Annotated in this window: 3 protein-coding genes; all 3 read right to left on the bottom strand. The window is 38.2% G+C overall.

Features of this window, described 5'->3' with window-relative positions:
* A partial coding sequence (locus AB4653_RS21755) for a hypothetical protein (protein ID WP_372105335.1) occupies positions 1-485 on the bottom strand: 485 nt, incomplete at its 3' end.
* A gap of 1 nt (position 486) precedes the next feature.
* A complete protein-coding gene (locus AB4653_RS21750; RefSeq protein WP_102257424.1) occupies positions 487-828 on the bottom strand; it encodes a hypothetical protein in 342 nt (113 codons plus the stop codon).
* Between the two features lie 17 nt (positions 829-845).
* Complete coding sequence (locus AB4653_RS21745) at positions 846-2,048, bottom strand: DGQHR domain-containing protein (RefSeq protein WP_102257425.1); 1,203 nt, start codon at positions 2,046-2,048, stop codon at positions 846-848.
* Between the last annotated feature and the right edge of the window lie 155 nt (positions 2,049-2,203).

The raw sequence follows: 2,203 nt of genomic DNA, 5'->3' as shown, positions 1-2,203 counted from the left end.
GCCGTAGGGTGAACATCCTCAACGATAACTTTCAAGCTACCAAGTGGGTTTTTCCAGTGCGATCTTCGTTCTGTAACGGCAATAATTTTCTGAAAGGTTAACCCTCCAGTACCAACACAAGGTTCGTAAATAGTATCCATTTCACCATCAACATTTATATCCGACATCATCAGCGAGCAAACCAACTTAGAAACATCGCTGGTGGTCGGAAAAAAAGCATATTGACTGCTTGTTCCTTTACAGAACTCACTAAACAATAGTGCCAATGGATCATGCTCCTCTCCAGTAATCATCAATACAGCTAACTGGTGGGAAAGCATAATTGAAGCTTCCTTAAATTCATCCGTGATAAGTCCTTGAGGTACAGGATATAAGTCCGAGTGCAAATAAGCCCAGTGATCAACAAACTGCACCAAGAAAGGTTCAACACCCATTTCGTACCGCATTGATTCAACAATACGTCGACAAGTATTAATACTGCTCATATTATTCACCGCTAAACTCCAATAAAACAGCATATGCGAAATTGCAACCGTCGAAATCATCCAAGGAAAAAGCATAAATTGAATCAGGTGAAGATATTATCTCTTGCTTCAATCCTTCGGATAAAGGCTGAGTGCCATCTTGAATGAGTCTCACATGCTTCATTGCTGGTTCATTCACCAAGTACAAACGTACATTATCTAAGAATCGAGGGTCTATAGAGCGTACTACTATTTTTTGCCCTTTCATTTGATTGCCTTGAACCCATGCTTTGAGGAAGGTTCTGAGCTTTATTTGCATATCAGGACAGCGTAACGCCCCTAAATCAAATTCTTGTATGTCCATGGTGAATTCCCTATCTATTAAACGAGGTCTAAGGTTTGAGGAACACGTAACTTCGAACAAAGTAATCGACCTAGATTCATTTTTACGGCTGAATCCTTGTTAATTTTAACAACACGCTTTGAACGCAAAGTAGATTCGTATGAAATGCCTTTTGTTAGCCATAATTTGTCGTCTAGTGTTTCTAAAGGTAAGGAATTTAACTTATCTAGGACGGTGTAATCTACTGGGCCGGACTTCCCTTCTTCAATATGATTTTCAAAGACTGACTTGGCTAACTTTGCCACTGCATAAGCAAAAATAGCTTTGTTGAACACAAGCTTATCGGAACGTTCTTTCCAACCTTCATTGCCGAGAAGTTCAAGCGGTAGTGTGTTAAACAGGTAAGAAATTAAATCGCGTGCCGTTGAAGTTAATGACGTTTCGAGGGAAGGTTTCGAGACTAGCAAAGTATTCAAATCTTTCTTGCTGTATCCAAAAAAAGCCAAAATGAAATCGTAAAATTGAGCAAACGTCCATAGCTTCGATTGCTTCTTGGTTTTTCCGTGTAAAGAAATTAAATCCGCAACATCACAATTCATCTTTTCTATGTGAATTTCAAGCAAGTCATTCATGATTCGACCGAGCGGAGTTGATAAATCAAAAAGAAGCGAGGTGGAAGATGATGGCTTTGAACTCGTACCATTGAAATCAGAAAAATGCTGCCTCACAAATTGTCTTGATTCCCAAATGGAATTAGTGTGAGTTACAATCAGTTTAAAGCCGATTGTAAAATCTCCGAACTCAGCTTTAGAGTTCTGCATTAAGAGTCGATTGTTCTCTGTTCTGCCCTGACCATCGGAAACGATACGAGAGGTATCTGCAGGGATTACAGCTCTTACCATCTGGCGATTACCTACGGAAAATTCCTCTATCACATCCAAATCACATATAAAGATATTCACACCAGGCAAAGACGTATCTTTCCTACTATTAAAGTATTCCGTCAGCCCTTTTACGCGTTTAGAATCCACATCTCTTTGTGATTTAAATTTCTCATCCAATTCATCCGAATTAGCTTCCACACCAAAATGCTCAGACCACTCTTGATAAAGCATAATTCCTTCATAAACATCAGATTTTTTTGAAATGCCCTCTTTTGCTTTAAAAAGAATTAGCTCTAAATCTTCGCCTATTGGTGAAACCAGGTTTTGTACTGGTATGTCGATTGCTGAATCGCTCATTGCACTCACTCCAAAAATGCATAATTTGAGTTACAATATACAAAATAAACATAATCGTCAAATGTAATTTTATTATAAACACAATGAATTTCGAAATTTAAAAGCAATCAAGGCCTAAGATAATGGGTTTTGACCCAATAGTTCACAATTTAAAT

Source organism: Vibrio sp. 10N.222.48.A3, assembly GCF_041475345.1.
Taxonomy (GTDB): Bacteria; Pseudomonadota; Gammaproteobacteria; order Enterobacterales; family Vibrionaceae; genus Vibrio; species Vibrio tasmaniensis_A.
Note: the sequence above shows the minus strand (reverse complement) of the source record. Positions and strands in the feature narration are given on the sequence as shown.